A 26,986-nucleotide genomic window follows, 5' to 3' on the forward strand; every position below is an offset into this window, starting at 1 on the left:
GTCCCCTTCAGGACCCCTTATGAGAGGAAAACACAATGGAAGCATTAGGAATGATTGAAACCCGGGGCCTGGTTGCACTGATTGAGGCCTCCGACGCCATGGTCAAAGCGGCCCGCGTCAAGCTGGTAGGCGTGAAACAGATCGGCGGCGGCCTGGTGACCGCCATGGTGCGCGGCGATGTCGCGGCGTGCAAAGCCGCCACGGATGCCGGGGCGGCGGCGGCTCAGCGTATCGGTGAGCTGGTCTCTGTACATGTCATCCCGCGCCCGCATGGCGATCTGGAAGAGGTCTTCCCGATCAGCTTCAAGGGCGATAGCAACATCTAACGGGAGAGGGGGTGCCGGACAGTCCGGGTCGGACAGGACGCTAGCGCGTCGCTATCTGGCAATGACAAGGCATGAATGCCGGATGGCGCTGCGCTTATCCGGCCTGCACATCACACGCGGAGACGGACATGAAGCTGGCTGTTGTTACCGGATATGTGGTCTGCACCGTACGCCATGAAGGGCTGGCCCACGACAAACTGCTGATGGTGGAGATGCTCAATGCCCGCGGCGAACCCGACGGGCAATGCGCGGTCGCCATCGACAACATCGGCGCGGGATGCGGGGAGTGGGTGCTGCTGGTCAGCGGCAGCTCGGCGCGACAGGCGCACGCCCATGGCGCCTCTCCGGTCGATCTGTGCGTGATTGGCATCGTGGATGAGGCTGCGGCCGATGGTCAGGTGCTCTTCCATAAGTAGGGTGAAAAATCATGAATCAACAGGACATTGAACAGGTAGTGAAAGCGGTACTGCTGAAAATGAAAGACAGCAGTCAGCCTGCTGACGCCGTTCATGATAGGGGCGTTTTTGCCTCACTGGATGACGCTGTCGCGGCGGCAACGGCGGCCCAGCAGGGATTAAAGCGGGTGGCGATGCGTCAGCAGGTGATTCAGGCCATTCGTGAGGCGGGTGAAAAGCATGCCCGTGAACTGGCGGAGCTTGCGGTGACGGAGACCGGCATGGGACGCGTTGAAGATAAGTTTGCCAAAAACGTGGCGCAGGCACGGGGTACGCCAGGCGTGGAGTGTCTGACTCCGCAGGTGCTGACCGGCGATAACGGCCTGACGCTGATTGAAAACGCGCCCTGGGGCGTGGTGGCCTCGGTCACGCCCTCGACCAATCCGGCGGCGACGGTGATTAACAACGCCATCAGTCTGATTGCCGCCGGCAACAGCGTAGTCTTTGCCCCCCATCCGGCGGCGAAACAGGTCTCGCAGCGGGCGATCACCTTGCTTAACCAGGCGGTAGTGGCCGCCGGCGGCCCGGCCAACCTGCTGGTGACCGTGGCGAACCCGGATATTGACACCGCCCAGCGGCTGTTTAAGTACCCTGGTATCGGCCTGCTGGTGGTGACCGGCGGCGAAGCAGTGGTCGAGGCGGCGCGCAAACATACCAACAAACGCCTGATTGCCGCCGGGGCCGGCAACCCGCCGGTGGTGGTGGATGAGACCGCCGATCTGCCGCGCGCCGCGCAAGCGATCGTCAAAGGCGCCTCGTTTGATAACAACATCATCTGCGCCGACGAGAAGGTGCTGATCGTGGTCGATAGCGTCGCCGACGAACTGATGCGCCTGATGGAAGGCCAGCAGGCGGTGAAACTCACGGCGGCGCAGGCCGAACAGCTCCAGCCGCTGCTGCTGAAAAATATCGACGAGCGCGGCAAAGGCACGGTCAGCCGCGACTGGGTCGGCCGCGATGCGGGCAAAATCGCCGCGGCGATTGGCCTGCAGGTGCCGGCGCAAACCCGCCTGCTGTTCGTGGAAACCCCTGCCAGCCATCCGTTTGCGGTGACTGAAATGATGATGCCGGTGCTGCCGGTGGTGCGGGTGGCGAACGTCGAGGAGGCCATCGCCCTGGCGGTGCAACTGGAAGGCGGCTGCCACCATACGGCGGCGATGCACTCGCGCAACATCGACAACATGAACCAGATGGCGAATGCCATCGACACCAGCATCTTCGTCAAAAACGGGCCGTGCATCGCCGGGCTTGGGCTGGGCGGCGAGGGCTGGACCACCATGACTATCACCACCCCAACCGGGGAAGGGGTAACCAGCGCGCGGACCTTCGTTCGTCTGCGCCGCTGCGTGCTGGTGGATGCGTTTCGAATCGTATAAGGGATGAACATGGCGCACGACGAACAACGCTGGCTTTCGCCGAGACTGCAAAAAGCCGCTGCCCTGTGTAACCAGGCGCCCGCCGCCAGCGAGTCGCCGCTGTGGCTGGGCATCGATTTGGGCACCTGCGACGTGGTGTCGATGGTGGTCGACCGCGATGGCCAGCCGGTTGCGGTATGTCTTGACTGGGCCGATGTGGTGCGCGACGGCATCGTCTGGGACTTCTTCGGCGCCGTCACCCTCGTGCGCCGTCATCTCGCGACCCTCGAACAGCAGCTGGGCTGCCGCTTTGCGCATGCGGCGACCTCGTTTCCGCCCGGCACCGATCCGCGCATTTCGATCAATGTCCTGGAGTCCGCCGGGCTGGAGATCAGTCATGTGCTGGATGAGCCCACCGCGGTGGCGGATCTGCTGCAGCTCGATAATGCCGGGGTGGTGGACATCGGCGGCGGCACCACCGGGATCGCCATCGTTAAACAGGGCAGGGTGACGTATTCGGCGGATGAAGCCACCGGCGGACACCATATCTCCCTGACTCTGGCCGGGAATCGCGGCATCGGGCTGGAAGAGGCTGAGCAGTACAAGCGCCGCCATGCCGGAGAGATCTGGCCGGTAGTGAAACCGGTGTACGAGAAGATGGCTGAGATTGTCGCCCGACATATTACCGGACAAGGGATTGGTGATTTGTGGCTGGCAGGCGGCGCCTGCATGCAGCCGGGCGTCAGGGCGCTTTTTTGCCAATGTTTCCCGACGCTGAAGGTGCATTTACCCCGGCACAGCCTGTTTATGACCCCGCTGGCAATCGCCAACAGCGGGAGGGAAAAAGCTGAGGGGATCTATGCAAGCTGAACTGCAGACGGCGCTGTTCCACGCCTTCGATACGCTGAATCTTCAGCAAGTGAAAAGCTTCAACGTTCCGCCGGTGACGCTGCACGGCGTCGGCGCGCTGGCGGCCTGCGGCCCGCAAGCGCAGGCCCGGGGCCTGAAGCATCTGTTTGTCATGGTTGACTGTTTTCTCCATCAGGCGGGAATGACCGCCGGGCTGGAGCGTAGCCTGGCGATGAAAGGGGTTGCCATGACCCTCTGGCCCTGTCCCGCCGGCGAACCCTGCGTCACCGATGTCTGCGCTGCGGTCGCCCAGCTGCGGGACGCGCGCTGCGACGGCGTGGTGGCCTTCGGCGGCGGCTCGGTGCTGGATGCGGCGAAAGCGGTGGCGCTGCTGGTCGCCAACCCTGAGCAGACGCTGGGGGAGATGACGGAGCACAGCGAATTACAGCCACGTCTGCCGCTGATTGCGGTGCCGACCACCGCCGGCACCGGGTCAGAAACCACCAACGTGACGGTGATTATCGATGCGGTGAGTGGACGCAAACAGGTGCTGGCGCATGCCTCGCTGATGCCGGATGTGGCGATCCTCGACGCCGCCCTAACTGAGGGCGTTCCCCCGTCTGTCACGGCGATGACCGGGATTGATGCGCTGACCCACGCCGTCGAGGCCTACAGCGCCCGTCACGCCACGCCGTTTACCAACAGTCTGGCGATGGGGGCGATAGCCATGATCGGCGAAGCGCTGCCGAAAGCGGTGGGCTGCGGCCAGGATCTGGCGGCGCGGGAGAACATGCTGCTGGCCTCCTGCATGGCGGGGATGGCGTTTTCCAGCGCCGGGCTGGGGCTATGCCATGCCATGGCGCATCAGCCGGGGGCGGCGCTGCATATTCCGCACGGTCTGGCCAACGCCATGCTGCTGCCAACGGTGATGGGCTTCAACCGTATGGTGTGCCGGGGGCGCTTCAGCCAGATCGGCCGGGCGCTGACCGGCAGGAAAACCGATGACCTTGAGGCAATCGCCGCCGTGCGCGAACTGATTGCGGAAGTCGGTCTGACGATGCGGCTGTCGGATGCCGGCGCGACGCCCGCGCATTACGCCACCTGGGCACAGGCGGCACAGGACGACATCTGTCTGCGCACCAATCCACGCACCGCCACCCGGGAGCAGATTATCGAGCTGTACGCGGCGGCGCAATAAATGCGGATTTTCCCGGAGGCGTGTGGCTGTGGCTTTCCCGGCTCGCGCTGCGCTTAGCCGGGCTACAGGATCACAGCCGTCTGCTATGCCGTAGCCCGGGTAAGGCGTTCACGCCGCGACCCGGGAAAGTTCCCCGAGTGCGGCTAATGTCCCCGTATTCACAGTATCTACCAATCATAAATGACAGGGAGTAAGGGCTATGGGAATTAACGAAATCATCATGTACATCATGATGTTCTTTATGCTGATTGCCGCCGTGGACAGGATCCTGTCGCAGTTCGGCGGCTCGGCGCGCTTTCTCGGCAAACTGGGGAAAAGCATTGAGGGATCCGGCGGTCAGTTTGAAGAAGGGTTTATGGCGATGGGCGCGCTGGGCCTGGCGATGGTCGGGATGACCGCCCTGGCGCCGGTGCTGGCCCATCTGCTCGGTCCGGTGATTATCCCGCTGTATGAGATGCTCGGCGCCAACCCGTCGATGTTTGCCGGCACGCTGCTGGCGTGCGACATGGGCGGTTTCTTCCTCGCCAAAGAGCTGGCGGGCGGCGACGTGGCGGCCTGGATGTACTCGGGCCTGATCCTCGGCTCCATGATGGGGCCGACCATTGTGTTCTCCATTCCGGTGGCGCTCGGCATTATCGAACCTGCCGATCGCCGCTGGCTGGCGCTTGGCGTGCTGGCGGGCATTGTCACTATTCCTATCGGCTGTATCGCCGGCGGTCTGGTGGCGATGTATTCCGGGGTGGAGATCAACGGCCAGCCGGTAGCGTTTACCTTCGCGCTGATCCTGATGAATATGATCCCGGTGATCATCGTCGCCGTGCTGGTGGCGCTGGGGCTGAAGTTCATTCCGGAAAAAATGATCAACGGCTTCCAGATCTTCGCCAAATTCCTCGTGGCGCTGATCACCATCGGCCTGGCGGCGGCGGTGATCAAGTTCCTGCTCGGTTGGGAGCTGATCCCAGGACTCGACCCGATCTTTATGGCGCCTGGTGACCAGCCCGGCGAGGTGATGCGCGCCATCGAAGTCATTGGCTCTATCTCCTGCGTGCTGCTCGGCGCTTACCCGATGGTGCTCCTGCTGACCCGCTGGTTTGAAAAGCCGCTGATGCGTGTCGGTAATCTGCTCAAAATCAACAATATGGCTGCCGGCGGCATGGTCGCTACCCTCGCGAACAATATCCCGATGTTCGGCATGATGAAGCAGATGGATACCCGTGGAAAAGTGATCAACTGCGCCTTCTCAGTGTCAGCGGCGTTCGCCCTCGGCGACCATCTCGGTTTTGCGGCGGCCAACATGAACGCCATGATCTTCCCGATGATCGTCGGCAAGCTGGTCGGCGGCGTTACCGCGATTGGCGTGGCGATGCTGCTGGTGCCAAAAGATGAAAACGTACCGGCGCCTGCCAACACCGAAGCGGAGGCGCACTCGTGAACACGCGCCAGCTGTTGAGCGTCGGTATTGATATCGGCACCACCACCACGCAGGTGATCTTCTCGCGCCTCGAGCTGGTGAACCGCGCGGCGGTCTCCCAGGTGCCGCGCTACGAATTCATCAAACGCGACATTAGCTGGCAAAGCCCGGTCTTTTTTACGCCGGTTGATAAGCAGGGAGAACTGAAAGAGGCCGAGCTTGAGGCGCTGATTCTGGCTCAGTACCGGGCCGCCGGTATTGCCCCGCAAGCGGTGGACTCCGGGGCGATCATCATCACTGGTGAAAGCGCGAAAACCCGCAATGCCCGCCCGGCGGTGATGGCGCTCTCGCAGTCGCTGGGCGATTTTGTCGTCGCCAGCGCCGGGCCGCACCTGGAGTCGGTCATTGCCGGACACGGCGCCGGGGCGCAGACCTTGTCCCGGCAGCGGATGTGCCGGGTGCTTAATATCGATATTGGCGGCGGTACCTCGAACTATGCCCTGTTTGACGCCGGTAACCTCAGCGCCACCGCCTGCCTCAACGTCGGCGGCCGCCTGCTGGAAACCGACGCTCAGGGGCGCGTGGTCCACGCGCACTCGCCAGGACAGCGGATTGTCGATGCGGTATTCGGCTCGGGAACCGATGCTTTATCGTTGACTGCGGGTCAGCTGGCGCAGGTGGCGCGCCGGATGGCGGGGCTGATCGTTGAGGTGATCGACGGCAGGCTCTCACCGCTGGCGCAGGGGCTGATGCAAACCGAAGTACTGCCTGCGGGTGTTCAGCCGGAGGTGATTACTCTTTCCGGCGGAGTGGGGGAGTGCTACCGCCATCAACCCGCCGATCCTTTCTGTTTTTCCGATATCGGGCCGCTGCTGGCCACGGCCCTGCACGAGCATCCGCGCCTGCGTGAAATGAACGTGCAGTTTCCGACGCAAACCGTGCGCGCCACGGTGATTGGCGCCGGGGCGCATACGCTGTCCCTGTCCGGGAGCACCATCTGGCTGGAGAGGGTTCAACTGCCGCTGCGCAATCTGCCGGTGGCTATCCCGCAGGAGGCCGCCGATCTGCCGAACGCCTGGCGGCAGGCGCTGACGCAGCTCGATCTGGCCCCCGAGGCGGACGCTTACGTGCTGGCGCTTCCCGCTTCACTTCCGGTGCGCTACGCCACCTTACTGACCGTAATTGACGCCCTGCTGGCGTTTGTCGCCCGCTTTCCCAATCCGCGTCCGCTGCTGCTGGTGGCCGAGCAGGATTTTGGCAAAGCGCTGGGCATGCTGCTGCGGCCGCAGCTTCCACACCTTCCGCTGGCGGTCATCGATGAGGTGAGCGTCCGGGCGGGGGACTATATCGACATTGGTACGCCTCTTTTTGGCGGATCGGTTGTGCCGGTGACGGTGAAATCACTCGCATTTCCTTCCTGAGGGAACGACTTATGAAACTAAAGACCACATTGTTCGGCAATGTTTATCAGTTTAAGGATGTTAAAGAGGTGCTGGCGAAAGCCAACGAACTGCGTTCGGGGGATGTGCTGGCGGGCGTGGCAGCGGAGAGTTCGCAGCAGCGCGTGGCCGCCAAGCAGGTGCTTTCCGATATGACGGTGGCCGATATCCGCAATAACCCGGTGATCCCCTATGAGGAGGATTGCGTGACGCGCCTGATCCAGGATGACGTGAACGAAACCGCCTATCAGCGGATCAAACACTGGACCATCAGCGACCTGCGCGAATACGTGCTCAACGACGAGGTCACCAGCGACGATATCGCGTTTGTCCGCAAAGGGCTGACCTCCGAGGTGGTGGCGGCGGTGGCCAAGATCTGCTCCAACGCCGATCTGATCTACGGCGGCAAAAAAATGCCGGTGATCAAAAAAGCCAATACCACCATCGGTCTGCCGGGGACCTTTAGCTGCCGCCTGCAGCCGAACGATACCCGCGACGACGTGCAGAGTATTGCCGCGCAAATCTACGAAGGGCTCTCCTTCGGCGCTGGCGACGCGGTGATTGGCGTCAACCCGGTCACTGACGACGTGGAGAACCTGAGTCGCGTGCTGGATACGGTGTACGGGGTGATCGACAAGTTTTCCATCCCGACCCAGGGCTGCGTGCTGGCGCACGTCACCACCCAGATCGAAGCTATCCGCCGCGGCGCGCCGGGGGGGCTTATCTTCCAGAGCATCTGCGGCAGCGAAAAAGGGCTAAAAGAGTTCGGCGTCGAACTGGCGATGCTCGATGAAGCGCGGGCGGTGGGAGCGGAGTTTAACCGCATCGCCGGGGAGAACTGTCTTTACTTTGAAACCGGGCAGGGCTCGGCGCTCTCCGCGGGCGCTAACTTCGGCGCCGACCAGGTGACGATGGAAGCGCGTAACTATGGCCTGGCGCGGCACTACGATCCGTTCCTCGTCAACACCGTGGTGGGCTTTATCGGGCCGGAGTACCTCTATAACGACCGACAAATTATTCGCGCCGGGCTGGAAGACCACTTTATGGGCAAGCTGAGCGGCATCTCGATGGGCTGCGACTGCTGCTACACCAACCATGCCGATGCCGATCAGAACCTCAACGAAAACCTGATGATCCTGCTGGCGACCGCTGGCTGCAACTACATCATGGGCATGCCGCTCGGCGACGACATCATGCTCAACTACCAGACTACCGCCTTCCACGATACCGCGACCGTGCGCCAGCTGCTGGGTCTGCGTCCGTCACCGGAGTTCGAAGGCTGGCTGGAACGGATGGGCATTATGGCAAATGGTCGTCTGACCAAACGGGCGGGCGATCCGTCACTGTTCTTCTGATGACGCGGGGATGACACATCATGGATCAAAAACAGATTGAAGACATTGTACGCAGCGTAATGGCGTCAATGGGACAGCCACAGACACAGCCAGAGGCCCCCGTAGCGACGACGCCGGCCTGCCACGCTGCCGCGTGCGCCACCGACGCAACAGTGGAAAGCTGCGCGCTGGATCTGGGCTCTGCGGAAGCGAAAGCCTGGATTGGCGTACAACATCCGCACCGCGCCGAAGTGCTGACCGAACTGAAACGCAGCACCGCAGCGCGCGTTTGCACCGGTCGCGCCGGTCCGCGTCCGCGCACCCTCGCGTTGCTGCGCTTCCTGGCGGATCACTCGCGCTCGAAAGATACGGTGCTCAAAGAGGTGCCGGAGGCGTGGGTGAAAGCGCAGGGGCTGCTGGAAGTGCGTTCGGAAATCAGCGACAAAAATCGCTACCTCACGCGCCCCGATCTGGGACGCCGTCTCAGTCCGGAGGCCATCGATGCGCTGAAGGCGCAGTGCGTGATGGATCCGGATGTGCAGGTGGTGGTGTCCGATGGCCTGTCGACGGATGCCATCACCGCCAACTACGAAGAGATCCTGCCGCCGCTGCTTGCCGGCCTGAAACAGGCGGGTCTGAAGGTCGGGACGCCGTTCTTCGTGCGCTATGGCCGCGTCAAGATTGAAGATCAGATCGGCGAGATCCTCGGCGCGAAGGTGGTGATCCTGCTGGTTGGCGAGCGCCCGGGACTTGGCCAGTCAGAGAGCCTCTCCTGCTACGCGGTGTACTCCCCGCGGGTGGCGACCACCGTCGAGGCCGACCGGACCTGTATCTCCAATATTCACCAGGGCGGCACCCCGCCGGTAGAAGCCGCCGCGGTGATCGTGGATTTAGCCAAACGCATGCTGGAGCAGAAAGCCTCCGGTATCAACATGAGCCGTTAAGGAGGCATCATGCCCGCATTAGATTTGATTCGACCCTCGGTCACTGCCATGCGCGTCATTGCCTCGGTGAATGACGGTTTTGCCCGGGAGCTTAAATTACCGCCACATATACGTAGCCTCGGACTCATCACGGCAGATTCTGATGACGTGACGTATATTGCCGCCGATGAAGCGACAAAGCAGGCGATGGTGGAGGTGGTCTATGGCCGCTCCCTGTATGCCGGAGCAGCTCACGGCCCGTCGCCCACCGCCGGTGAAGTGCTGATTATGCTCGGCGGCCCGAACCCGGCGGAAGTTCGCGCCGGGCTGGATGCCATGATGGCGCATATTGAAAGCGGGGCGGCGTTCCAGTGGGCTAACGACGCGCAAGATACCGCGTTTCTGGCGCACGTGGTGTCGCGTACCGGCTCTTATCTTTCATCCACCGCTGGCATCGCGTTGGGCGATCCGATCGCTTATCTGGTGGCGCCGCCGCTGGAGGCGACGTACGGCATCGATGCGGCGATGAAGTCTGCCGACGTTCAGCTGGTGACCTACGTCCCGCCGCCGTCGGAAACCAACTATTCGGCCGCCTTTTTGACGGGAAGTCAGGCCGCCTGTAAAGCCGCCTGCAACGCCTTTACCGATGCCGTTCTCGATATTGCCCGTCATCCTGTTCAGCGTGCGTAACGGAGGGAGCGATGATCAATGCGCTGGGATTGCTGGAAGTGGAGGGCATGGTCGCCGCTGTAGACGCCGCGGATGCCATGCTCAAGGCGGCCAATGTGCGCCTGCTCAGTCATGAAGTGCTCGACCCCGGCAGATTGACGCTGGTGGTGGAGGGGGATCTGGCGGCCTGTCGTGCCGCGCTGGATGCCGGAAGCGTAGCGGCGGAGCGAACCGGATGTGTGATCAGCCGTCGGGAAATCGGCCGTCCGGAAGAGGATACCCAGTGGCTGATCGGCGGCTTTCAGCCACCGCCGCCAGCGCCCCTGCCGCCTGCTGACCCGGCATCATCGGAAGCGTTACTGACGCTGCTGGCATCAGTTCGTCAGGGCATGACGGCCGGCGAGGTCGCCGCGCATTTTGCCTGGCCGCTGGATAAGGCCCGCCAGGCGCTGGATCAGCTCTTTTCCGCAGGGACGCTACGCAAACGCAGTAGCCGCTATCGTCTCAAAAATCCATAACCTGTCGGAGGTGCCGGGAGCGGCTTGCCCCCGGCTTTAACGATTATGAAAAAGCGTCGTTCTGCAAATTTGCACCATCTCTGTTGCGAGGCGTTGCCGGAAGACACCAGGCTGACGCCCCAGGTTGAAATTGACAATATTCATCAACGACACACAACCGATGTGTATGAGCACGCCCTGACCATTACCGCCTGGCAACAGATTTACGATCAGCTGCATCCGGGGCAGTTTCGCGGCGAGTTTACCGAAATTCTGCTCGATGAGATCCAGGTCTTTCGCGAATATACCGGGCTGGCGCTGCGCCAGTCCTGCGTGGTCTGGCCGAACTCCTTTTGGTTTGGTATTCCGGCGGCGCGGGGAGAGCAGGGGTTTATTGGTTCGCAGTGCCTGGGCCGGGCAGAAATCGCCACCCGTCCCGGCGGTACGGAGTTCGAGCTCAGCACGCCGGATGATTACACCATCCTCGGAGTAGTCATTTCCCAGGAGGTGATTTCTCGCCATGCCAGTTTCCTGCACCACCCGGAGCGAGTGCTGCATATGCTACGCAACCAGTCAGCGCTGGCAGTTCGGGAGCCGCATAAGGCCGCGCTGTGGGGGTTTGTGCAGCAGGCGCTGGCCACCTTCAGCGAGCATCCGGATACCCTTCATCAGCCGGCCGTGCGTAAAGTCCTGCGGGATAATCTGTTGCTGGCGATGGGGACGATGCTCGAAGAGGCGCAGCCGATGGTGAGCGCGGAGAGTATCAGCCACCAGAGCTACCGCCGTCTGCTGGCGCAGGCCCGCGAATATGTGCTGGAAAACAGCGCGGAGCCGCTAACCGTTCTCGACCTGTGCCAGCAGTTGTACGTCAGCCGTCGCACCCTGCAAAACGCCTTCCATGCGATTCTGGGGATTGGCCCCAACGCCTGGCTCAAACGGATCCGTCTGAACGCCGTACGCCGGGAGCTGATAAGTCCCTGGTCAGAGCGGGAGACGGTCAAGGAGGCGGCCATGCAGTGGGGATTCTGGCATCTGGGGCAGTTCGCCACCGACTATCAGCAGCTGTTTGCTGAGAAACCGTCGATGACGCTGCACCATCGCCTGCGCCAGTGGGTGTGAGCGAAGCGACGCCGCTGCCGGGTGGCCAGCCGCCATCCGGCCGTTACAGCCAGTCGCGCACCTGAATAAACTCGCTCAGCGCCGCCTCGGGACTGCCGGGCTCGGGCTGATAATCATATTCCCAGCGCACCAGCGGCGGCATCGACATCAGAATCGACTCCGTACGCCCGCCGGTCTGCAGGCCGAACAGGGTGCCGCGGTCCCAGACCAGATTGAACTCGACGTAGCGGCCGCGGCGATAGAGCTGAAAGTGGCGCTCGCGCTCGCCGTACGGCATGGCTTTTCGGCGTTCGACGATGGGTAAATAGGCGTCAGCATAGCCGTTCCCGACCGCTTGCATAAAGGCGAAGCAGTGGTCAAAATCCGGGGTATTCAGGTCGTCAAAGAACAGACCGCCGATACCGCGCTGCTCCTGGCGGTGCTTGAGGTAGAAGTAATCATCGCACCATTTTTTATAGCGCGGATAGACGGCTTCGCCGAACGGCAGACACAGATCGCGGGCGGTACGATGCCAGTGGACGGCATCCTCTTCAAAGCCGTAGTAAGGGGTTAAATCGAAGCCGCCGCCGAACCACCACACCGGGTCGGCGCCAGGCTTTTCGGCAATAAAGAACCGCACGTTGGCATGGCTGGTGGGCACATAGGGGTTAAGCGGATGAACCACCAGCGAGACGCCCATGGCTTCAAAGCTGCGTCCGGCCAGCTCCGGGCGATGGGCCGTTGCCGAGGCGGGCATCGCATCGCCATGGACGTGAGAAAAGTTAACCCCGGCCTGTTCGAACACGTTGCCGTCGCGCAACACCCGGCTGCGCCCGCCGCCACCGCCTTCCCGCTGCCAGGCGTCTTCAATAAACGGTGCGCCATCGACAGCGCTCAGCTGCTGGCAAAGGTTGTCCTGGAGCTGGAGCAGAAAAGTTTTAACCTGCGCGGCATCGGGTTTCATTAACGTCTCTTCGAATGGGCTTTCTGGTTATCGAACCAGTGGAAATAGCTGATAATGCCGTTGGCAATCGCGGTGGCGATTTTCTGCCGGAAAGCGGTGGTGCCGAGCAGTTTCTCCTCGTTCGGGTTGGTGATAAACGAGGTTTCCACCAGCACGGACGGAATGGACGGCGACTTCAGCACCACGAACGCCGCCTGCTCGGTATTGCGGCTGTGTAGCTTATGCACCGGTTTGATCTTTTTCAGGATATGCGAGCCCAGCGTCAGGCTGTTTTTAATGGTGTCGGTCTGCACCAGATCGAACAGCACCTGCTGCAGCAGATGATCTTTATCGGTTGCTTTCTTACCGGCAACTTCATCGGCGCGGTTTTCGCGGTCGGAGAGGTATTTTGCCATGGCGCTACTGGCGCCGCGGTTTGACAGCGCAAACACCGAGGCGCCGGCGGCGCTCGGGTTGGTGAAGCCGTCGGCATGGATCGACATAAACAGATCGGCGCCGTGCTGATGGGCAATCTCCACGCGGTCGTACAGCGGGATAAAGGTATCGCCGGTACGGGTCAGGCGGGCGTCGATGCCGTTGCTGCGCAAAATGCTGCGCACGTTCTTAGCGATCGCCAGCACCACATGCTTCTCTTTCGAACCGTTATGGCCGATAGCCCCAGTGTCGATACCGCCGTGGCCCGGGTCGAGCATCACAACGCGGCGGGCGCCGGCCTTTTTAGCGGCGGGTTTGCTGTGTCCATTTGATGTTTTCAGTGGCTGCTCTTTTGCGCTGACCTGTGCGGCGACGCCACTCAGCGTCATCGCAGCCAGCCCGGCTTTCAGCACCTGACGGCGCGAAGCAAGTATTTTTAAGGGTTTAAAAGTGCTCATTCGGCCTGAATTGTAAACAAGTGATGTCCAATGTTATATCGTATCGCGTTTGCCGTTACGACCATTCAAAATAAGAATTGTTTTACTTTTCATTTCAATACATGACAAAGTCATATTATGCCATTTTTTGTCGCTGATTTCGCCTGATATTGGCTATCAGTTATATTCGCGCCATAATCACTGTTTTTAACCGTCAATGGTGGGGAATACCATGGAGATTCGCGTTTTTCGCCAGCAGGATTTCGAAGAGGTTGTGACGCTGTGGGAGCGCTGCGATCTGCTGCGCCCGTGGAACGATCCGGAGATGGATATTGAGCGCAAGCTGAATCATGACGTCAGCCTGTTTCTGGTGGCGGAAGTGAATGGCGAAGTGGTCGGCACGGTGATGGGCGGATATGACGGTCATCGCGGATCGGCCTATTATCTCGGCGTCCATCCGGAATATCGTGGCCGGGGTATCGCGAACGCGCTGCTCAACCGGCTCGAGAAAAAGCTGATTGCCCGCGGCTGCCCGAAAATCAACATTATGGTCCGTGAAGACAACGACGTGGTGCAGGGAATGTATGAGCGGCTGGGCTATGAATACGCCGATGTCCTGACCCTGGGCAAGCGCCTGATCGAAGATGAAGAATACTGAGTTTATCCCCGCCGATTTTGATGCCCATGGCCGTCTGCGCCTGCCTTTGCTCTTCTGGTGCGTGCTGTTGTTGCAGGCCCGCACGTGGGTGCTGTTTTTGATGGCCGGCGCATCGCGCCAGCAGGGCGACGCGATTCTTAATCTGTTCTATCCCGATCACGACCGCTTCTGGCTCGGTTTACTTCCCGGCGTGCCGGCGGTGCTGGCCTTTCTGCTTAGCGGCTACCGTCAGCGCCTGCCGCGCGCGTGGCGGGCGATGCGCTGGCTGCTGGTGCTATCGCAATTGCTGCTGTTGCTGTGGCAGCCGATGCTATGGCTGAGCGGCGAATCTCCCTCCTCGCTGACCATCGGGCTGCTGGTGGCGGATGGTTATGCCCTGTGGTGGCTGTTAACCAGCCGTCGCCTGGGCGCCTGTTTTCGCCAGACCACCTTTTAAGGGCACTTTTTGCCGATCGTGAACTCCAACATGCGTTGAATGACTCAGAAAGGATTGTGATATGAAATCGCTACGTTTAATGCTCTGTGCGCTTCCGCTGGCGCTGACCGGCTGCTCCACGATGAGCGCAGTCAACTGGTCGGCGGCCTATCCGTGGAACTGGTTTGGCGCTTCTACCGAGGTGACCGAGCAGGGGGTGGGTAAACTGACGGCTTCCACGCCGCTCAACGAACAGGCTATTAGCGATGCGCTGGGGAGCGACTACCGTTTACGCAGCGGGATGAAGACCGATAAGGGCAATATCGTCCACTATTTTGAAGCGCTGAAAGACAACAGCGTGGCGCTGACCATCAATGGCGACAACGGTACCATCAGCCGGATTGACGTGCGTGATGCCGAAATCAAAACCGCCAGCGGCGTGAAAATCGGCACACCGTTTAGCGACCTGTACAGCAAAGCCTTCGGCAACTGCCAGAAAGGCAGCAATGACAATGGCGCGGTCGTAGAGTGTCAGGCCGAGGGGAGCCAGCATATCAGCTATGCCTTTACCGGCCACTGGAGCGGCCCGGACGAGCTGATGCCCTCCGACGATACGCTGAAAAACTGGAAGGTCAGCAAAATTATCTGGCGTCGCTAAATTGATCTGAAGAGACACGACGGCCCTGAAAAACGGTTACAATGGCGCGTTAGCAACGCGATAGCGTTGTGGTTGCATCATTTCAGGAGGAGCGATGTCTCAGGTTCAGAGCGGCATTTTGCCGGAACATTGCCGCGCGGCGATTTGGATTGAAGCCAATGTCAAAGGGGACGTTAACGCCCTGCGCGAAGCGAGCAAAAATTTTGTCGATAACGTGGCCACCTTCCAGGCTAAATTCCCCGACGCTAAACTCGGGGCGGTGGTGGCGTTCGGCAATAACGTCTGGCGTCAGCTGAGCGGCGGCGAAGGGGCGGAAGAGTTAAAAGATTTTCCGGTCTATGGCAAAGGGCTGGCGCCGTCCACCCAGTATGACCTGCTGATTCATATTTTATCCGCCCGCCATGAAGTTAACTTCTCGGTGGCGCAGGCCGCGATGGCTGCCTTTGGCGATGCTATCGACGTGAAAGAAGAGATCCACGGTTTCCGTTGGGTGGAAGAGCGTGATCTCAGCGGCTTCGTCGACGGCACCGAAAACCCGGCGGGGGAAGAAACCCGCCGCGAAGTGGCGGTCATTAAAGACGGTGTTGACGCGGGCGGCAGCTACGTGTTCGTCCAGCGCTGGGAGCATAATCTCAAACAGCTGAACCGCATGAGCGTACCGGATCAGGAGATGATGATCGGCCGTACCAAAGAAGCCAACGAAGAGATCGATGGCGACGAGCGTCCGGTCACGTCGCACCTGAGCCGCGTGGACTTAAAAGAAGATGGCAAAGGGCTGAAAATCGTCCGTCAGAGCCTGCCGTACGGCACCGCCAGCGGCACCCATGGTCTCTATTTCTGCGCCTACTGCGCGCGCCTGTATAACATCGAGCAGCAGCTGCTGAGCATGTTCGGCGATACCGACGGCAAACGCGACGCGATGCTGCGCTTCACTAAACCGGTGACCGGCGGCTATTACTTCGCGCCATCCCTGGAGCGTATTCAGGCGCTGTAATTTTTTCCCCTCACCCTAACCCTCTCCCCAAGGGGGAGAGGGGACGGTACGGTGCGGTTATGGATTCTGCGTGCGGACTCTTTTTCTCCCTCTCCCTCAGGGAGAGGGGCGGGGTGAGGGCATCGGCGACTCAAGCGCTTCAAGTATTCTCTGCATCACCGCATCTTCATACTCTTCAAACTCATTATTCCAGAAGCGTAAAACCCGCCATCCCTGGCTCTGTAGCCAGCGGGTGCGGCGAACATCGTAGGCACGCCTCTCATCGTGTTGGCCGCCGTCCAGTTCAATCGCCAGCCGTGTTGCGCAGCAGGCAAAATCGAGAATACAGGGGCCAACGGGATGCTGGCGGCGAAACTTATAGCTAGCAAAGCGGCGGTTGCGCAGTAAGTACCATAGTCGACGTTCTGTTGGCGTTAAGCTACGTCTGAGCTGACGAGCAAATATCTGTGTGTTTTTCATATAAACACAGTGCACGCCTGGCTACCGTTTGTCACAATGACACGTCTAATCTGCGAGCCGCTTTCAGCTAAGCTTTGCCAGTTGCTTATTCTCTTTTCGACTTCCAAATCGCCAAACGGTATATAAAACCGTTACTCCTTTCGTACCCGTTATAAATATGATGAACATCAGAAAATGTTCAACGTTGATAAGGGTGCGCAATGGCCGTTAAATCACTGAAAAAAGGATATCTGGCGCTGGCGGCTTCCATGCTGCTGGCCGCGCAGGCGCAGGCGACGGAGCTGCTGAACAGCTCTTATGATGTCTCCCGCGAGCTGTTTGCCGCCCTTAACCCGCCTTTTGAGCAGCAGTGGGCGAAGGACAATGGCGGGGACACGCTGACGATTAAGCAGTCGCATGCCGGTTCATCCAAGCAGGCGCTGGCTATTTTGCAGGGCCTGAAGGCGGACGTGGTCACCTACAATCAGGTGACGGACGTGCAGATCCTGCATGATAAAGGCAACCTGATCCCGGCCGACTGGCAAAGCCGCCTGCCGAACAACAGCTCACCGTTCTATTCGACGATGGGTTTCCTGGTGCGTAAAGGCAACCCGAAAAACATTCATGACTGGAACGATCTGGTTCGTTCTGACGTCAAGCTGATCTTCCCGAACCCGAAAACCTCAGGTAACGCCCGATACACCTACCTCGCGGCATGGGGCGCGGCGGATAAAGCCGACGGCGGCGATAAAGCCAAAACCGAACAGTTTATGACCCAGTTTCTGAAGAACGTCGAGGTCTTCGATACCGGCGGTCGCGGCGCGACCACCACCTTTGCTGAACGCGGCTTGGGTGATGTGCTGATTAGCTTCGAATCGGAAGTGAACAATATTCGTAAGCAGTATGAGGCGCAGGGATTTGAAGTGGTGATCCCGAAAACCAACATTCTGGCGGAGTTCCCGGTAGCGTGGGTGGATAAAAACGTTAAAGCCAATGGCACGGAAAAGGCGGCAAAAGCCTATCTGAACTGGCTCTATAGTCCGCAGGCGCAGACCATCATTACCGACTACTACTACCGGGTAAACAACCCGAAAGTGATGGACGGCCTGAAGAATAAATTCCCGCAGACTGAGCTGTTCCGCGTGGAGGACAAGTTTGGCTCCTGGCCTGAGGTGATGAAAACCCACTTCGCCAGCGGCGGCGAACTGGACAAACTGTTGGCGGCGGGGCGTAAGTAATGTTTGCTGTGTCGTCCAAGCGCGTGCTGCCGGGCTTTACCCTGAGCCTCGGCACCAGCCTGCTGTTTGTCTGTCTGATTTTGTTATTACCGCTCAGCGCGCTGGTGATGCAGCTGGCGCAGATGAGCTGGGCGCAATACTGGGATGTGATCACCAACCCGCAGGTGGTGGCGGCCTATAAGGTGACGCTGCTGTCGGCGTTTGTAGCCTCTATTTTTAACGGCGTCTTTGGTCTGCTGATGGCCTGGATCCTCACTCGCTATCGTTTTCCGGGCCGCACGCTGCTGGATGCCTTAATGGACCTGCCGTTTGCGCTTCCGACGGCGGTAGCCGGTCTGACCCTGGCCTCGTTGTTTTCGGTGAACGGTATTTACGGGGAATGGCTGGCGAAGTTCGATATTAAAGTCACCTATACCTGGCTCGGCATCGCCGTGGCGATGGCCTTCACCAGCATCCCGTTCGTGGTACGTACCGTGCAGCCGGTGCTGGAGGAGTTGGGACCCGAGTATGAGGAAGCGGCGGAAACGCTGGGGGCGACGCGCTGGCAGAGTTTCCGCAAAGTGGTGCTGCCGGAGCTGTCGCCGGCGCTGCTGGCGGGCATTGCCCTGTCGTTTACCCGCAGCCTCGGCGAGTTTGGCGCGGTGATTTTTATCGCCGGTAACATCGCGTGGAAGACAGAGGTGACCTCGCTGATGATCTTTATTCGTCTGCAGGAGTTTGACTATCCGGCGGCGAGCGCCATCGCCTCGGTGATCCTGGCCGCCTCACTGCTGCTGCTGTTTTCCATCAATACCCTGCAGAGTCGTTTTGGTCGACGTGTGGTAGGTCACTAATGGCGGAAGTTACTCAATTGAAACGCTACGACGCGCCCCGCATCAACTGGGGGAAATGGTTTCTGATTGGCGTCGGGATGGTGGTCTCCGCCTTCATCCTTGTGGTGCCGATGCTCTATATCTTTATCCAGGCCTTCAGCAAAGGGCTGATGCCGGTGCTGGAAAACCTGGCCAACCCGGACATGCTGCATGCCATCTGGCTGACGGTGATGATTGCGTTGATTACCGTACCGGTGAACCTGGTGTTTGGTACGCTGCTGGCCTGGCTGGTGACTCGTTTTACTTTCCCCGGTCGCCAGCTGCTGCTGACGTTGCTGGATATCCCGTTCGCCGTCTCGCCGGTAGTGGCCGGTTTGGTGTATTTGCTGTTTTATGGCTCTAACGGTCCTCTGGGCGGCTGGCTTGATGCACATAACCTGCAGATCATGTTCGCCTGGCCGGGTATGGTGCTGGCGACCATCTTTGTCACCTGTCCGTTTGTGGTGCGCGAACTGGTGCCGGTGATGATGAGCCAGGGAAGTAATGAAGATGAAGCCGCGGTGCTGCTGGGCGCTTCCGGCTGGCAGATGTTCCGTCGGGTGACGTTGCCGAATATTCGCTGGGCGCTGCTGTACGGCGTGGTGTTGACCAACGCCCGCGCCATCGGCGAATTTGGCGCGGTGTCGGTAGTCTCCGGTTCGATTCGTGGAGAAACGCTGTCGCTGCCGCTGCAAATTGAACTACTGGAGCAGGATTACAATACCGTCGGCTCGTTTACCGCTGCGGCCCTGCTGACGTTAATGGCTATTCTGACCCTGTTTTTAAAGAGTATGTTGCAATGGCGTCTGGCCAATCAGAAAGAACGCGCGCAACAGGAGGGAAATCATGAGCATTGAGATTGCCAATATTAAGAAATCGTTTGGTCGCACCCAGGTGCTGAATGATATCTCGCTGGATATCCCTTCCGGACAAATGGTTGCGCTGCTGGGGCCCTCGGGCTCCGGAAAAACCACCTTGCTGCGAATTATCGCCGGGCTGGAGCATCAGACCAGCGGTCATATCCGCTTCCACGGCACCGACGTCAGCCGGATGCACGCCCGCGACCGTAAAGTGGGCTTCGTCTTCCAGCACTATGCGCTGTTCCGCCATATGACGGTGTTCGATAACATCGCCTTTGGCCTGACCGTGCTGCCGCGCCGTGAACGCCCCAATGCGGCGGCGATTAAAGCCAAAGTGACCAAACTGCTGGAGATGGTGCAGCTGTCCCACCTGGCGGAACGTTACCCGGCGCAGCTGTCCGGCGGCCAGAAGCAGCGTGTGGCGCTGGCGCGCGCCCTGGCGGTGGAGCCGCAAATTCTGTTGCTGGATGAACCCTTCGGCGCGCTGGATGCGCAGGTGCGTAAAGAGCTGCGCCGCTGGCTGCGTCAGCTGCATGAAGAGTTAAAATTTACCAGCGTGTTCGTCACCCACGATCAGGAAGAGGCGCTGGAAGTTGCTGACCGGGTAGTGGTGATGAGTCAGGGCAACATCGAACAAGCCGATGCCCCGGAGCGCGTGTGGCGTGAACCGTCGACCCGTTTCGTACTGGAGTTTATGGGAGAAGTAAACCGCCTGCAGGGCATTATCCGCGGTGGACAGTTCCACGTTGGCGCGCACCGCTGGCCGTTAGGCTATACCCCAACATACCAGGGGCCGGTGGATCTGTTCCTGCGTCCGTGGGAAGTGGACATCAGCCGCCGGACCAGCCTGGATTCCCCGCTGCCGGTGCAGGTCCTGGAAGCCAGCCCGAAAGGGCACTACACCCAATTAGTCGTTCAGCCTCTGGGGTGGTATGACGAACCGCTGAGCGTGGTGCTGGCAGGCGATGAGGCCCCGTCCCGCGGCGAACGGCTGTTCGTTGGCCTGCAAAACGCGCGCCTGTATAACGGTACCGAGCGTATCGAGCCGCGCGGCGAGCTTGCTCTGGCGGAGTCGGCCTGATAGCTTATTGAGCAGGTCTATCGCCCGGTAAGGCTACGCTTTCCGGGCCTGGAGTTTTTACGCGTCTTGTAGGCCGGGTAAGCGAAGCGCAACCCGGCTTTTTTATTGAGTAAAAATCGTGAATACACTCGAACACACCATCGGCAATACCCCTCTGGTCAAGCTTCAGCGTCTGGGTCCGGACAACGGCAGTGAAGTTTGGGTCAAACTCGAAGGCAATAATCCGGCCGGCTCGGTGAAAGACCGCGCCGCGCTGTCGATGATCGTCGAAGCGGAAAAGCGCGGCGAAATTCAGCCCGGCGACGTGCTGATCGAAGCGACCAGCGGTAACACCGGTATTGCGCTGGCGATGATCGCCGCGCTGAAAGGCTATCACATGAAGCTGCTGATGCCTGACAACATGAGCCAGGAGCGCCGGGCGGCGATGCGTGCCTACGGCGCCGAGCTGATTCTGGTCACTAAAGAGCAGGGAATGGAGGGGGCCCGCGACCTGGCCCTTGAGATGGCGCAGCGCGGAGAGGGCAAACTGCTCGATCAGTTTAACAACCCGGATAACCCCTACGCCCACTACACTACCACCGGGCCGGAAATCTGGCAGCAGACCGCGGGACGTATCACCCACTTTGTCTCCAGCATGGGGACCACCGGCACCATTACCGGCGTATCGCGCTTTTTGCGCGAACAGAGTAAACCGGTGGCCATTGTCGGCCTGCAGCCGGAAGAGGGCAGCAGTATTCCCGGGATCCGTCGCTGGCCGGCAGAGTATATGCCGGGGATCTTTAACGCTTCGCTGGTGGATGCGGTGCTGGATATTCATCAGCAGGATGCCGAGAATACCATGCGTCAGCTGGCGGTGCGGGAAGGCATTTTCTGCGGGGTCAGTTCCGGCGGCGCGGTGGCGGGCGCGTTACGCATTGCCCGTGAAAATCCTGGCGCGGTGGTGGTGGCGATCGTCTGCGATCGCGGCGATCGTTACCTTTCCACCGGCGTGTTCGGCGAAGAACATTTTAGCCAGGGGGCTGGCATTTAATCATCAAGCAGGTCGGTGCCGTAGGAGTTATCGACCGTACACAGCCAGCGCTCGCCCTGCTTCTGAAAGACATAGGTGGCGCGCCGTGTGACCTGGGATATCCCGTCCGCCGTCGGGATATCCAGCCGGGTCTCCATAATCACCAGCGCATTGCCGCCGCCTTCAATAACCTCCATTTTCCCCTGAGTCACCACCAGTCGGTGCTGGAAATAGTCGGCAATGGCGATAAAGGCTTTGCGGATATTCTCTTTCCCTCTGACCACCATGCCCGGTTTGACGACCAGCGCGGCGTCTTCTGCGTAATAGGCCATCAGGGTATCGTAATCTTCCTGTGAGATAGCGCGGTCGCAGGCTTCAATGACCGCCTTCAGTGCCAGGTCAGTGTGATGCATCTCTGGTGCTCCTTCTTGTGAGCGATTTGTCCGCCACCGGGACTGTTTTATTCGTCCGGGCGAGCAGGGTATGCAGGTAAGACTGTGCCTGCTTTCGTTTGCTTTTTCATTAATTTATCGGCAGCTGCCATCACTCACCTGTGCGGCAGATGCTTCAACATGCCGAATGATACGGCCTGCATCAGGGTTGGTTTAAGACCAGCGCAATATCAGCCGCCAGGCGGGAAATCTCAGCGTCACTCAGACGGCCCAGCGACAGGCGCAGCCCGTGCGCAGGTGTTCGGACACCAAATATTTCCCCCTCCCGGACCAGCCAGCCGGCGCGGGCCAGGCGTAAGGCGTAGGGCTGGCTCGCCGCTGGCAGCGGCAGCCAGAAATTAAGGCCATCGCCAGGCGTAGCATGGCTGTGGCCGTGCCGGGCCAGCGCCGCCGCCAGTTTCTCATTCTGCTGGCGATAATGACGACGGGTCTCCGTCATCGAGGCGATAAACGCCTCATCGGTCAGACAGGCCAGCGTCAGGTCCTGCAGCAGATGGCTGACCCACTGGCTGCCGGCGTTAAGCCGCAGGCGCAGCGCCGCTGAGGTATCGGCATCGCTGGCGATAAAGGCCAGCCGCAGGTCTGGCCCGAGGGTTTTTGACATTGAGCGCACCAGCGCCCAGCGTTGCGTGCTTGCAGGAAGAGGGGAGTACCATGGCGTGGCCGACAGCAGGGCAAAATGGTCATCGACGATCGCCAGCACCTGCGGATAGCGGGCCAGCACCTCCCGCAGGGCATGCGCCCGGGTTTCCGTCAGGCTACAGCCGGTAGGATTATGCGCGCGCGGGGTTAAGATCACCGCCCGTGCGCCGTTGCGTAACGCCTCCTCCAGGCCGTCAGGATCCATCCCCTCGGCATCCACCGCCACCGGGCAGGGGGTAAAACCGGCGTAACGCACCATATTGATGCTGCTGAGAAAACAGGGATCTTCCACCACAACGCCGTCGCCGGGCAGCAGCAGAGCGCTCAGCAGACGCTCCAGGGCGTCAATCGCTCCGCTGGCGAGATTCACCGCAAAGGGAACCGCTATCTCTTTAGCAAACCACGCCTCGGCCCATTGACCAAGCCGCGGCTCGATGGGAGCATCGCCATACAGGCGTGGTGTGCGGGCAAGCTGGCCCAGATAACGGGTTAATTCAGGCAGTCTGGCGGGGTCCGGATTGCCGCTGGAGATATCGTTCAGCGGCGTCGTTGGGTCACCGCCCTCCAGCGCCGGCAGCGGATCCCGTGCTTTAATGGCCGTGCCGTTTCGTCCCTGGCTGACGGCCAGCCCGGAGGTGACCAGCCGTTTATAGGCGGCGGCGACGGTATTGCGATTCACCTCCAGCTGGCTGGCGAGCTCGCGTACCGGTGGCAGAACCTCTCCGGGCCGCAACCCACCGCTCTGCACCAGATGGCGGATATGATCGAAGATATCGCTGGCGGTTTTTCCGGTAAACATTATTGACCTATGACAAAATGAAATTTAGCATAGGACGAATCATAATCAGTGCGTGACCCGCTGTCCAGCGGGGGGAGAAAAGATGGGCCAGCAAGATGACATACAATCAGTGCTCTTTCACGACACAAGCCGGGCGTCGGAAGTCGATATCGTCGCTGTGCAGTCCCAGGTAGTCTATGGCAGCGTTGGCAACAGCATCGCGGTTCCGGCCATTAAACAGCACGGTTTGCGCGTGCTGGCAGTGCCGACGGTACTGTTCAGCAATACGCCCCATTATGAGACGTTCTATGGCGGCATTATTCCGGAGGAGTGGTTTGTCGGGTATCTGCAGGCGCTGGAGGAGCGCGACGCGTTGCGCGAACTGCGTGCAGTGACCACCGGCTATATGGGCAACGCCGTGCAAATCGAACGTCTGGCGCAGTGGCTGACGCGGGTGCGGGCCCGCCATCCCGGGCTGTGCATTCTGGTGGATCCGGTCATCGGCGATGTCGACAGCGGCATCTACGTTAAGGCTGAGATCCCGGACGCCTATCGTCAGCATCTTCTGCCACTGGCGCAAGGGATCACCCCCAATCTGTTTGAGCTGGAAACGCTGAGCGGCCAGCGCTGTCGCAATCAGCAGGAGGCGGTCGCCGCGGCGCGAAGCCTGCTGTCAGATACCCTCAAATGGGTGGTGATCACCAGCGCGCCGGGAGAGGCGCGTTCGACGATAAATGTGCTGGTGGTGACGGCCGATGCGGTGGAGGTGGTGGCCCACCCGCGGGTGGAAACGGACCTGAAGGGAACGGGCGATCTGTTCTGTGCAGAGCTGGTGAGCGGTCTGCTCACCGGCCTGGCGCTGGGGGCGGCGACGCAGGCTGCCGCCCGGCGCGTGCTGGAGGTCATGAACTGGACTGCCGCGCAGGGGTGTGACGAACTGATCCTGCCGCCACGGGAGAAAAACTGATGAAAAGCTATCGGTTAGTGATCCGCCAACAGGGGCGTATTGTCGGTCATTTTGATACCACAGGGGAGGCGGCGCTGGAGGATGCCTGCGTAGCGCGGTCGCTGTTCGGCCTGGCCGGAGGGTACCAGTGCGATCTGCTGGTCTCTGACAGTGAGCGTCGTATTCTGGAGAGCACGCCGGAGGGATTGCGCATCTTGTCCCGGGAGAAGTGTTATCAGCCGGTGACCAGCGCGATATAAAAAAATGGCGCCTTTCGGCGCCATTTTTATGCAGCAAGCATTACTTCTTGATGCGGATAACCGGGGTTTCACCCACAGTCACGCTACCGGACAGTTTGATCAGCTCTTTGATCTCGTCCATGTTGGAGATAACCACCGGCGTCAGGGTAGACTTGGCTTTCTCTTCCAGCAGCGGCAGATCGAATTCGATAACCGGGTCACCGACTTTCACGCGCTGGCCTTCTTCAGCGATACGCTTGAAGCCTTCGCCTTTCAGTTCAACGGTATCAATACCGAAGTGAACGAACAGCTCGATGCCGCTATCAGATTCAATAGAGAACGCATGGTTGGTTTCGAAAATTTTACCAATGGTACCGTCTACCGGCGCGACCATTTTGTTGCCGGTCGGTTTGATGGCAATCCCATCGCCCACAATTTTTTCCGCAAAAACCACATCCGGCACGTCTTCGATGTTGACGATCTCACCGGAGAGGGGAGCAATAATCTCAATAGTTCCGGTGTCTTTCTTGTCATCAGAAACCAGAGATTTCAATTTATCAAACAAACCCATGATCTTCTCCTAAGCAGTAATTTGGGCCGCGCATCTCTTGGATTAGCAGATTGTTTTTTCTTCAATGAACTTGTTAACCAGCGTCATTAACTCGTCCGTTGTCGGTTGAGCAAGAGCCTGCTCTGCTAATACTTTCGCATCTTCGAAGTTCGTATTACGAATAATCTTCTTGATGCGCGGGATGGAAATGGCGCTCATAGAGAATTCGTCCAGCCCCATACCCAGCAACAGAAGTGTAGCACGTTCATCGCCCGCAAGCTCACCGCACATGCCAGTCCATTTACCTTCAGCGTGAGAAGCATCAATAACTTGCTTAATCAGATTCAGTACAGACGGTGACATCGGCTGGTAAAGATGTGAAATCATATCATTACCACGGTCAACTGCCAGAGTATATTGCGTTAAATCATTGGTGCCGATACTAAAGAAATCAACTTCTTTGGCCAGATGACGAGCAATGGTCGCCGCAGCCGGTGTTTCCACCATCACGCCGATCTCAATGGATTCGTCAAATGCTTTACCTTCGTCACGCAGTTCCTGTTTGTAGATTTCGATCTCTTTCTTCAGCGCACGCACTTCTTCAACAGAGATGATCATCGGGAACATAATGCGCAGTTTACCGAAAGCGGAGGCACGCAGGATGGCGCGCACCTGATCTCGCAGGATTTCTTTACGATCCATCGCGATACGCACGGCACGCCAGCCGAGGAACGGGTTCTCTTCTTTCGGGAAGTTCATGTACGGCAGCTCTTTGTCGCCGCCAATGTCCATGGTACGCACGATAACGGCCTGAGAGCCACAGGCTTCAGCCACCGCTTTATAGGCCGCAAACTGCTCTTCTTCAGTTGGCAGCGCGTCACGGTCCATGAACAGGAATTCGGTACGATACAGGCCAACGCCTTCGGCGCCGTTGCGCTCAGCACCTTCGACATCGCGAACGGTACCAATGTTGGCGCAGACTTCAACCTGATGGCCGTCGAGGGTAATCGCCGGCAGATCTTTCAGTTTCGCCAGTTCGGCTTTTTCTTCCGCAACCTGAGCCTGCAGATTACGCAGCGCTTCAATTTGCTCGTTAGACGGGTTGACCAGAACCTGGTTGTTCACCGCGTCGAGAATCAGATAATCGCCGTTTTTCACCTGCGCCGTGATGCTGCCGGTGCCTACGATGGCCGGCAGTTCCAGGGAACGCGCCATGATGGAGGTGTGAGAGGTACGGCCGCCCGCGTCGGTGATGAAGCCCAGCACTTTTTTCAGGTTCAGCTGTGCGGTTTCAGACGGGGTCAGATCGGCGGCGACGAGGATGACTTCATCCTGAATCGCGCTCAGATCGATAATTGACAGACCAAGGATGTTGCGCAGCAGGCGCTTACCGATGTCGCGTACGTCAGCCGCACGTTCTTTCAGGTATTCATCGTCCAGCTCTTCCAGGGCAGTGGCCTGACCTTCGATAACTTCATTGGCTGCCGCGTCGGCAGTCATGTGCTTATCTTTAATCAGGGCTATGATTTCCTGCTCAAGCTCCTCATCTTCCAGCAGCATGATATGCCCTTCGAAGATGGCTTCTTTTTCTTCACCGAAAGTTTCACCAGCTTTGGTTTTGATGACCTCCAGCTGGGCGGAGGCCTTGGCGCGGCCGCTCAGGAAACGTTCGACTTCCTGATCAACCTTATCGGCAGAAATTTTCTTCCGGTCGATGACAATTTCATCTTCCTTCAGCAGCAGTGCTTTGCCGAAGGCGATACCCGGGGATGCTAAAATGCCTGAAATCATAACCCTACCTTACTTGT

30 protein-coding genes are annotated in these 26,986 nt (G+C 59.6%); 23 read left to right on the plus strand and 7 right to left on the minus strand.

From position 1 onward, the window contains the following. The first annotated feature begins 35 nt into the window (after positions 1-35). The 12 genes from eutM (at position 36) to eutR (ending at position 11,575) form a co-directional block, all read left to right on the plus strand. Positions 36-326 carry an ethanolamine utilization microcompartment protein EutM gene (gene eutM / locus HMPREF3096_RS16320; protein ID WP_000387720.1) on the plus strand — a complete coding sequence of 97 codons (291 nt, stop codon included), beginning with the start codon at positions 36-38 and terminating at the stop codon, positions 324-326. A gap of 128 nt (positions 327-454) precedes the next feature. After that, on the plus strand, positions 455-742 hold the full coding sequence (eutN, locus tag HMPREF3096_RS16325; RefSeq protein ID WP_012967466.1) for an ethanolamine utilization microcompartment protein EutN: 288 nt from the start codon (positions 455-457) through the stop codon (positions 740-742). Positions 743-753: 11 nt separating this feature from the next. Further along, positions 754-2,157, plus strand: a complete 1,404-nt coding sequence (locus HMPREF3096_RS16330; RefSeq protein WP_008803850.1) for an aldehyde dehydrogenase family protein — start codon at positions 754-756, stop codon at positions 2,155-2,157. A 9-nt stretch (positions 2,158-2,166) separates the two neighbouring features. Continuing rightward, positions 2,167-3,006 carry an ethanolamine utilization protein EutJ gene (gene eutJ, locus HMPREF3096_RS16335; RefSeq protein ID WP_008803851.1) on the plus strand — a complete coding sequence of 280 codons (840 nt, stop codon included), beginning with the start codon at positions 2,167-2,169 and terminating at the stop codon, positions 3,004-3,006. Further along, positions 2,996-4,183, plus strand: coding sequence for an ethanolamine utilization ethanol dehydrogenase EutG (gene eutG, locus HMPREF3096_RS16340; protein ID WP_032730880.1), 1,188 nt, complete (start codon positions 2,996-2,998; stop codon positions 4,181-4,183). Before eutJ ends, eutG begins: the two co-directional genes overlap by 11 nt. Positions 4,184-4,382: 199 nt before the next feature. Next, a complete protein-coding gene (gene eutH, locus HMPREF3096_RS16345) occupies positions 4,383-5,615 on the plus strand; it encodes an ethanolamine utilization protein EutH (protein WP_008803853.1) in 1,233 nt (410 codons plus the stop codon). Beyond that, positions 5,612-7,015 (plus strand): ethanolamine ammonia-lyase reactivating factor EutA, encoded by a 1,404-nt coding sequence (gene eutA, locus HMPREF3096_RS16350; protein WP_032730878.1) that lies wholly within the window; start codon positions 5,612-5,614, stop codon positions 7,013-7,015. Before eutH ends, eutA begins: the two co-directional genes overlap by 4 nt. An 11-nt stretch (positions 7,016-7,026) precedes the next feature. Beyond that, a complete protein-coding gene (gene eutB / locus HMPREF3096_RS16355; protein WP_012967470.1) occupies positions 7,027-8,388 on the plus strand; it encodes an ethanolamine ammonia-lyase subunit alpha in 1,362 nt (453 codons plus the stop codon). Between the two features lie 20 nt (positions 8,389-8,408). Then, positions 8,409-9,311: an ethanolamine ammonia-lyase subunit EutC gene (eutC, locus tag HMPREF3096_RS16360; protein WP_012967471.1), complete on the plus strand. Its 903-nt coding sequence runs from the start codon at positions 8,409-8,411 to the stop codon at positions 9,309-9,311. A gap of 9 nt (positions 9,312-9,320) precedes the next feature. After that, a complete protein-coding gene (gene eutL / locus HMPREF3096_RS16365) occupies positions 9,321-9,980 on the plus strand; it encodes an ethanolamine utilization microcompartment protein EutL (protein ID WP_008803857.1) in 660 nt (219 codons plus the stop codon). A gap of 11 nt (positions 9,981-9,991) precedes the next feature. Then, positions 9,992-10,477 carry an ethanolamine utilization microcompartment protein EutK gene (gene eutK, locus HMPREF3096_RS16370; RefSeq protein ID WP_008803858.1) on the plus strand — a complete coding sequence of 162 codons (486 nt, stop codon included), beginning with the start codon at positions 9,992-9,994 and terminating at the stop codon, positions 10,475-10,477. Between the two features lie 45 nt (positions 10,478-10,522). After that, positions 10,523-11,575 (plus strand): HTH-type transcriptional regulator EutR, encoded by a 1,053-nt coding sequence (gene eutR / locus HMPREF3096_RS16375; RefSeq protein ID WP_022065643.1) that lies wholly within the window; start codon positions 10,523-10,525, stop codon positions 11,573-11,575. Positions 11,576-11,618: 43 nt separating this feature from the next. On the opposite strand, the gene hemF is transcribed toward eutR, so the two are convergent. Further along, complete coding sequence (gene hemF / locus HMPREF3096_RS16380) at positions 11,619-12,518, minus strand: oxygen-dependent coproporphyrinogen oxidase (protein ID WP_032730877.1); 900 nt, start codon at positions 12,516-12,518, stop codon at positions 11,619-11,621. Then, positions 12,518-13,390, minus strand: a complete 873-nt coding sequence (gene amiA / locus HMPREF3096_RS16385; protein WP_008803861.1) for an N-acetylmuramoyl-L-alanine amidase AmiA — start codon at positions 13,388-13,390, stop codon at positions 12,518-12,520. The genes hemF and amiA overlap by 1 nt, the downstream gene beginning before the upstream one ends. Before the next feature lie 211 nt (positions 13,391-13,601). Between amiA and HMPREF3096_RS16390 the strand changes: the two genes are divergently transcribed. From HMPREF3096_RS16390 to HMPREF3096_RS16405, 4 genes are all read left to right on the plus strand, one after another. After that, positions 13,602-14,027 carry a GNAT family acetyltransferase gene (locus HMPREF3096_RS16390; RefSeq protein WP_002913637.1) on the plus strand — a complete coding sequence of 142 codons (426 nt, stop codon included), beginning with the start codon at positions 13,602-13,604 and terminating at the stop codon, positions 14,025-14,027. Continuing rightward, a complete protein-coding gene (locus HMPREF3096_RS16395) occupies positions 14,014-14,463 on the plus strand; it encodes a DUF2919 domain-containing protein (RefSeq protein ID WP_008803862.1) in 450 nt (149 codons plus the stop codon). The genes HMPREF3096_RS16390 and HMPREF3096_RS16395 overlap by 14 nt, the downstream gene beginning before the upstream one ends. A gap of 61 nt (positions 14,464-14,524) precedes the next feature. Continuing rightward, positions 14,525-15,100, plus strand: a complete 576-nt coding sequence (locus HMPREF3096_RS16400) for an RpoE-regulated lipoprotein (RefSeq protein ID WP_008803863.1) — start codon at positions 14,525-14,527, stop codon at positions 15,098-15,100. 94 nt (positions 15,101-15,194) lie between these two features. Further along, the gene (locus HMPREF3096_RS16405; RefSeq protein WP_008803864.1) at positions 15,195-16,094 is read left to right on the plus strand and encodes a Dyp-type peroxidase; all 900 of its coding nucleotides are present in this window, start codon (positions 15,195-15,197) and stop codon (positions 16,092-16,094) included. Between the two features lie 96 nt (positions 16,095-16,190). Here the strand turns inward: HMPREF3096_RS16405 and HMPREF3096_RS29475 are convergent, their stop codons facing one another. Continuing rightward, the gene (locus HMPREF3096_RS29475) at positions 16,191-16,553 is read right to left on the minus strand and encodes an endonuclease domain-containing protein (RefSeq protein ID WP_072023583.1); all 363 of its coding nucleotides are present in this window, start codon (positions 16,551-16,553) and stop codon (positions 16,191-16,193) included. A gap of 200 nt (positions 16,554-16,753) precedes the next feature. On the opposite strand from HMPREF3096_RS29475, the gene cysP reads away from it, so the two are divergent. From cysP to cysM, 5 genes are all read left to right on the plus strand, one after another. Continuing rightward, positions 16,754-17,770: a thiosulfate/sulfate ABC transporter substrate-binding protein CysP gene (gene cysP, locus HMPREF3096_RS16410; RefSeq protein ID WP_032730875.1), complete on the plus strand. Its 1,017-nt coding sequence runs from the start codon at positions 16,754-16,756 to the stop codon at positions 17,768-17,770. Then, on the plus strand, positions 17,770-18,603 hold the full coding sequence (gene cysT / locus HMPREF3096_RS16415; RefSeq protein WP_002913626.1) for a sulfate/thiosulfate ABC transporter permease CysT: 834 nt from the start codon (positions 17,770-17,772) through the stop codon (positions 18,601-18,603). Before cysP ends, cysT begins: the two co-directional genes overlap by 1 nt. Beyond that, positions 18,603-19,478, plus strand: coding sequence for a sulfate/thiosulfate ABC transporter permease CysW (gene cysW, locus HMPREF3096_RS16420; RefSeq protein ID WP_023298047.1), 876 nt, complete (start codon positions 18,603-18,605; stop codon positions 19,476-19,478). Before cysT ends, cysW begins: the two co-directional genes overlap by 1 nt. After that, entirely contained in the window at positions 19,468-20,562 is a 1,095-nt protein-coding gene (gene cysA, locus HMPREF3096_RS16425) for a sulfate/thiosulfate ABC transporter ATP-binding protein CysA (protein ID WP_032730874.1), read from the plus strand. Before cysW ends, cysA begins: the two co-directional genes overlap by 11 nt. A gap of 118 nt (positions 20,563-20,680) precedes the next feature. Next, on the plus strand, positions 20,681-21,592 hold the full coding sequence (gene cysM, locus HMPREF3096_RS16430; protein WP_012540938.1) for a cysteine synthase CysM: 912 nt from the start codon (positions 20,681-20,683) through the stop codon (positions 21,590-21,592). Here the strand turns inward: cysM and HMPREF3096_RS16435 are convergent. Both HMPREF3096_RS16435 and ptsJ read right to left on the minus strand, forming a co-directional pair. Then, complete coding sequence (locus tag HMPREF3096_RS16435; RefSeq protein ID WP_008803870.1) at positions 21,589-21,984, minus strand: YybH family protein; 396 nt, start codon at positions 21,982-21,984, stop codon at positions 21,589-21,591. The genes cysM and HMPREF3096_RS16435 overlap by 4 nt on opposite strands. Positions 21,985-22,165: 181 nt before the next feature. Then, positions 22,166-23,464: a MocR-like B6 salvage transcription factor PtsJ gene (gene ptsJ, locus HMPREF3096_RS16440; RefSeq protein ID WP_032730873.1), complete on the minus strand. Its 1,299-nt coding sequence runs from the start codon at positions 23,462-23,464 to the stop codon at positions 22,166-22,168. A gap of 82 nt (positions 23,465-23,546) precedes the next feature. Between ptsJ and pdxK the strand changes: the two genes are divergently transcribed. Next, positions 23,547-24,410 carry a pyridoxine/pyridoxal/pyridoxamine kinase gene (gene pdxK, locus HMPREF3096_RS16445; protein WP_012540940.1) on the plus strand — a complete coding sequence of 288 codons (864 nt, stop codon included), beginning with the start codon at positions 23,547-23,549 and terminating at the stop codon, positions 24,408-24,410. Then, positions 24,410-24,649 (plus strand): hypothetical protein, encoded by a 240-nt coding sequence (locus HMPREF3096_RS16450; protein ID WP_012540941.1) that lies wholly within the window; start codon positions 24,410-24,412, stop codon positions 24,647-24,649. The genes pdxK and HMPREF3096_RS16450 overlap by 1 nt, the downstream gene beginning before the upstream one ends. 40 nt (positions 24,650-24,689) lie before the next feature. Here HMPREF3096_RS16450 and crr read toward each other — a convergent pair whose 3' ends face one another. Further along, a complete protein-coding gene (crr, locus tag HMPREF3096_RS16455; RefSeq protein ID WP_008803873.1) occupies positions 24,690-25,199 on the minus strand; it encodes a PTS glucose transporter subunit IIA in 510 nt (169 codons plus the stop codon). Between the two features lie 42 nt (positions 25,200-25,241). Beyond that, positions 25,242-26,969 (minus strand): phosphoenolpyruvate-protein phosphotransferase PtsI, encoded by a 1,728-nt coding sequence (ptsI, locus tag HMPREF3096_RS16460; RefSeq protein WP_008803874.1) that lies wholly within the window; start codon positions 26,967-26,969, stop codon positions 25,242-25,244. Between the last annotated feature and the right edge of the window lie 17 nt (positions 26,970-26,986).

It is taken from the genome of Klebsiella sp. HMSC25G12, assembly GCF_001807705.1.
Classification (GTDB): domain Bacteria; phylum Pseudomonadota; class Gammaproteobacteria; order Enterobacterales; family Enterobacteriaceae; genus Klebsiella; species Klebsiella variicola.

Excerpts from the sequence above, each read along its gene's own strand:
- cysT (WP_002913626.1), top strand. The coding sequence starts at position 17,770 with ATGTTTGCTGTGTCGTCCAAGCGCGTGCTGCCGGGCTTTACCCTGAGC.
- eutK (WP_008803858.1), top strand. The coding sequence starts at position 9,992 with ATGATCAATGCGCTGGGATTGCTGGAAGTGGAGGGCATGGTCGCCGCT.
- eutN (WP_012967466.1), top strand. The coding sequence starts at position 455 with ATGAAGCTGGCTGTTGTTACCGGATATGTGGTCTGCACCGTACGCCAT.
- HMPREF3096_RS16330 (WP_008803850.1), top strand. The coding sequence starts at position 754 with ATGAATCAACAGGACATTGAACAGGTAGTGAAAGCGGTACTGCTGAAA.
- crr (WP_008803873.1), bottom strand. The coding sequence starts at position 25,199 with ATGGGTTTGTTTGATAAATTGAAATCTCTGGTTTCTGATGACAAGAAA.
- cysA (WP_032730874.1), top strand. The coding sequence starts at position 19,468 with ATGAGCATTGAGATTGCCAATATTAAGAAATCGTTTGGTCGCACCCAG.
- eutJ (WP_008803851.1), top strand. The coding sequence starts at position 2,167 with ATGGCGCACGACGAACAACGCTGGCTTTCGCCGAGACTGCAAAAAGCC.
- HMPREF3096_RS16400 (WP_008803863.1), top strand. The coding sequence starts at position 14,525 with ATGAAATCGCTACGTTTAATGCTCTGTGCGCTTCCGCTGGCGCTGACC.
- eutG (WP_032730880.1), top strand. The coding sequence starts at position 2,996 with ATGCAAGCTGAACTGCAGACGGCGCTGTTCCACGCCTTCGATACGCTG.
- HMPREF3096_RS16395 (WP_008803862.1), top strand. The coding sequence starts at position 14,014 with ATGAAGAATACTGAGTTTATCCCCGCCGATTTTGATGCCCATGGCCGT.
- cysP (WP_032730875.1), top strand. The coding sequence starts at position 16,754 with ATGGCCGTTAAATCACTGAAAAAAGGATATCTGGCGCTGGCGGCTTCC.
- cysW (WP_023298047.1), top strand. The coding sequence starts at position 18,603 with ATGGCGGAAGTTACTCAATTGAAACGCTACGACGCGCCCCGCATCAAC.
- HMPREF3096_RS16405 (WP_008803864.1), top strand. The coding sequence starts at position 15,195 with ATGTCTCAGGTTCAGAGCGGCATTTTGCCGGAACATTGCCGCGCGGCG.
- eutH (WP_008803853.1), top strand. The coding sequence starts at position 4,383 with ATGGGAATTAACGAAATCATCATGTACATCATGATGTTCTTTATGCTG.
- eutM (WP_000387720.1), top strand. The coding sequence starts at position 36 with ATGGAAGCATTAGGAATGATTGAAACCCGGGGCCTGGTTGCACTGATT.
- eutR (WP_022065643.1), top strand. The coding sequence starts at position 10,523 with ATGAAAAAGCGTCGTTCTGCAAATTTGCACCATCTCTGTTGCGAGGCG.
- amiA (WP_008803861.1), bottom strand. The coding sequence starts at position 13,390 with ATGAGCACTTTTAAACCCTTAAAAATACTTGCTTCGCGCCGTCAGGTG.
- HMPREF3096_RS29475 (WP_072023583.1), bottom strand. The coding sequence starts at position 16,553 with ATGAAAAACACACAGATATTTGCTCGTCAGCTCAGACGTAGCTTAACG.
- eutC (WP_012967471.1), top strand. The coding sequence starts at position 8,409 with ATGGATCAAAAACAGATTGAAGACATTGTACGCAGCGTAATGGCGTCA.
- hemF (WP_032730877.1), bottom strand. The coding sequence starts at position 12,518 with ATGAAACCCGATGCCGCGCAGGTTAAAACTTTTCTGCTCCAGCTCCAG.
- eutL (WP_008803857.1), top strand. The coding sequence starts at position 9,321 with ATGCCCGCATTAGATTTGATTCGACCCTCGGTCACTGCCATGCGCGTC.
- eutB (WP_012967470.1), top strand. The coding sequence starts at position 7,027 with ATGAAACTAAAGACCACATTGTTCGGCAATGTTTATCAGTTTAAGGAT.
- HMPREF3096_RS16390 (WP_002913637.1), top strand. The coding sequence starts at position 13,602 with ATGGAGATTCGCGTTTTTCGCCAGCAGGATTTCGAAGAGGTTGTGACG.
- ptsJ (WP_032730873.1), bottom strand. The coding sequence starts at position 23,464 with ATGTTTACCGGAAAAACCGCCAGCGATATCTTCGATCATATCCGCCAT.
- HMPREF3096_RS16435 (WP_008803870.1), bottom strand. The coding sequence starts at position 21,984 with ATGCATCACACTGACCTGGCACTGAAGGCGGTCATTGAAGCCTGCGAC.
- pdxK (WP_012540940.1), top strand. The coding sequence starts at position 23,547 with ATGGGCCAGCAAGATGACATACAATCAGTGCTCTTTCACGACACAAGC.
- HMPREF3096_RS16450 (WP_012540941.1), top strand. The coding sequence starts at position 24,410 with ATGAAAAGCTATCGGTTAGTGATCCGCCAACAGGGGCGTATTGTCGGT.
- ptsI (WP_008803874.1), bottom strand. The coding sequence starts at position 26,969 with ATGATTTCAGGCATTTTAGCATCCCCGGGTATCGCCTTCGGCAAAGCA.